The sequence below is a fragment of the Streptomyces sp. NPDC014623 genome, from assembly GCF_043088245.1.
GTDB lineage: Bacteria > Actinomycetota > Actinomycetes > Streptomycetales > Streptomycetaceae > Streptomyces.
On the sequence record NZ_JBIBZU010000058.1, the window covers coordinates 1 to 2,591 of the forward strand.

The 2,591-nt window shown below is 65.1% G+C and carries 4 protein-coding genes; 2 read left to right on the forward strand and 2 right to left on the reverse strand.

All coding sequences use genetic code 11. The annotated features are described in order from the left end of the window. Positions 1 to 250: 250 nt before the first annotated feature. On the reverse strand, positions 251 to 538 hold the full coding sequence (locus ACF1FZ_RS34990) for a hypothetical protein (RefSeq protein WP_391777399.1): 288 nt from the start codon (positions 536 to 538) through the stop codon (positions 251 to 253). Positions 539 to 824: 286 nt separating this feature from the next. Here ACF1FZ_RS34990 and ACF1FZ_RS34995 point away from each other — a divergent pair, with 286 nt between their 5' ends. After that, positions 825 to 1,100: a hypothetical protein gene (locus tag ACF1FZ_RS34995; RefSeq protein ID WP_391777400.1), complete on the forward strand. Its 276-nt coding sequence runs from the start codon at positions 825 to 827 to the stop codon at positions 1,098 to 1,100. 491 nt (positions 1,101 to 1,591) lie between these two features. After that, a complete protein-coding gene (locus ACF1FZ_RS35000; protein ID WP_391777401.1) occupies positions 1,592 to 1,984 on the forward strand; it encodes a beta/gamma crystallin domain-containing protein in 393 nt (130 codons plus the stop codon). Between the two features lie 238 nt (positions 1,985 to 2,222). Here the strand turns inward: ACF1FZ_RS35000 and ACF1FZ_RS35005 are convergent. Beyond that, a partial coding sequence (locus tag ACF1FZ_RS35005) for a transposase (protein ID WP_391777402.1) occupies positions 2,223 to 2,591 on the reverse strand: 369 nt, incomplete at its 5' end.

The window sequence follows — 2,591 nt, forward strand, 5'->3', positions numbered from 1 at the left end:
AGCCGACGGGCGGCGCCTGGGAACCGTGCAGGACCCGGGGGTGTTCGCCGAGGGCACTGTCTGGTTCGGTCTGGAGGCGGACGCGGGCGAAGACGAGCGCCGCGAGGGATGGCGTCTGACACAGCTGATGCACGCTGCTCACCCACCTCGCACTGAGCCCAGAAGCCGACCTTCCCGAAGCACGGTCGGCCTGCCACGACATCCAGGCGGCATGGCGCAGAGCCGGAATCACCTGCTGACCCACCACCCCTCACCGATCCGGGCTCCGGCCCAGGTCCGACACCCGACTCAAGGTCGCCTCGCTCGCAGCCGGCTGGAGTGTCGCGCCGTCCTCGGTCTCCGTCACCCCGAACGCGCGCAGTATCCCGCAGGTGTGCACGATCCGGTCGGACTTCTTGGCTCGCAGCTCACCGGCGTCCGAGATGACCATGGTGGCCTCCGCGACCGCCGCGGCGATGGCGAGGACCGGCACTTCGTCGACGATGCCGGGGATGTCGGTCGCCATCAGCTCCACCACCCGCAGTCGCGACGAGCGCACCGACAGCGCCCCCGTCGTACCGTCGAACTCGATCTCCGCACCGTCGCTGCCAGCCTCCGACGGGCAGCCGGGACCAGACCCGCGCCCTCCCTTTTCCCGGCCTCATATGACCCAGACGGGCGAGCCGACTGCACCGAAGCCATGGGCCTGTCCCCCGTGCGAGCTACGGAGAAGTGTCCACTGCCGGGTGACGATTCCGGGCCGCCCGATCCGTAGCTTCGGAGTCCGAAGGCACCGTTACGATCGTGAGGTTCTGATGGAGCATCAGCGCAACCGTGTTCGGCGCGTGAACACTCTGATCGCTGCAGGAGCACTGTCCACCGGCTTCCCGGGCATCGGCTCGACCGCGACCGCATCAGCGAGCACACCACCGCACACCCCGGCTCACCAGGCGATCACCCAAGACTTGAAGCCACTGGTCACCATCAACAACCGGCTTCTCGGTGTGGCGGGCGCTCCCGCCGTATATCTGCCGCAGGTCAGCGGCCTCACCGAGCACGCAGCCACGTTCGACCGCCGGCCCGGCGCCCCGGCGCCTCAGCCATCGTCGATACGCGGCTGAGGGACCCCAGTCGGTTTCGGCCGGCCTGCATCACCATCGACGTGCTCAACGCTCAGGGAACCAGATTTACACGTTTCCAGTTCAACTGCCCGCAGATCACGAGGGTGGTGAGCAGCGTGGACGGGAGCATTCAAACACTCACGGTCACCTTCGACCGGCTGATCATTTGTTGACACACAGCTCCATGGCACGCACCTGCGCGGCCGGCATCAGCGCTGCCACCAGGACCACGCGAAGACCCGCAGCCTCGGTGAACGCGCTATGGCGATCCTCAAGCCGGACGGCTCCTGCGGAAGCTCCGCCGCATCACAGCCGTCGTCCGAGCCGTTTTCACCTTCGAACTCACCGCCTGATCAAGAGGGAAAAGGCTCCATGTGTCAAACTCAACAGCAGGCCGAAGAAGAAAATAGCTCACTCCGGAGCGAAGAAGCTCGTGCGGTCGACTCGCCCACCCCGGGCGGGTGTTGATCCCTTCGAAAGGTTCAAGTACTGTGTCTGCCGTAAAAATAGGCCGTCCCGTCAGGGCTCATGGTTTACTCAAGAAGATTACCGCCATTGCGGCGGTCGCCGTCGGCTTGGCGATTGCGCTTCCAGCGACCCCCGCCGCTGCGGTCAGCTTCGTCAACTGCGGCTCTCCGGTGATTCAGGAGTATGCGCGCGTAGAGACGGACTACCTTCCGGGGCCGTCATGTTTCGCCAATGCCGGCGCGATGAACCTGCACCTCTTCCTCAGCACAAAATTTCATTCCGGAAACAACAAGGTCACATTCTTCTACACCGTGCAGGAAAACAATTACCAGACCTCTCTCACCCTTGAAAAATGGCAGGACCGAACCCTCACGTTCGGCTTCCATGCCACCGTGACTTCGGTGGTGATCTGGTGACGACCCCCGACTTCACGTCCTCCGTGCCCACCGCACAGTTCATGTGCAGGTCGAGATGTCCGGGGCTACGTCTGCAGCTGTCCACCAGAACCCGAGGTAGCGGGCCGTCCAGACCGTGATGACTGGGTTCTGGCTGATGACGGTGACGGACTGCTTGACACCGGTCGTGACGCGGGTCGCGTAACGCGTCGGTGCGTGATAGCGGGTGGGGTGTGCTGGTTCGTTTGAGGACCGTTGCTCAGGTTTGGGCGGTGCGGTCGGAGCCGGGGTCGGCGATGGTGCGGTAGGTGTCGGGCAGGCGGTCGCGGCGGTGGGTCCAGCGCGTCAGTTGTTTCCGGCGTTTGTGGTCGGCGAGGGCGTGTTGGACGGTGATGCGGTCGGATGAGTGGTCGTGGTGGTCGCGTTCCCACTGTTCGATTCTGCCGGGCAGTGCTCCCGGCCGGGGTTTTCTGGGCGGTGGGATCGCTTGCCCGCGGTGGTCGCGGCTCAGGCCGAGGTAGCCGTCGTCCAGGAGGACCTCGACGTCGGGGAAATGCTGGAAGCAGATGGCGATGCCTTCGTTACGGGCGGCGGTGGCGTCGTGCATCCGTCCGGGCCGCAGGTCATC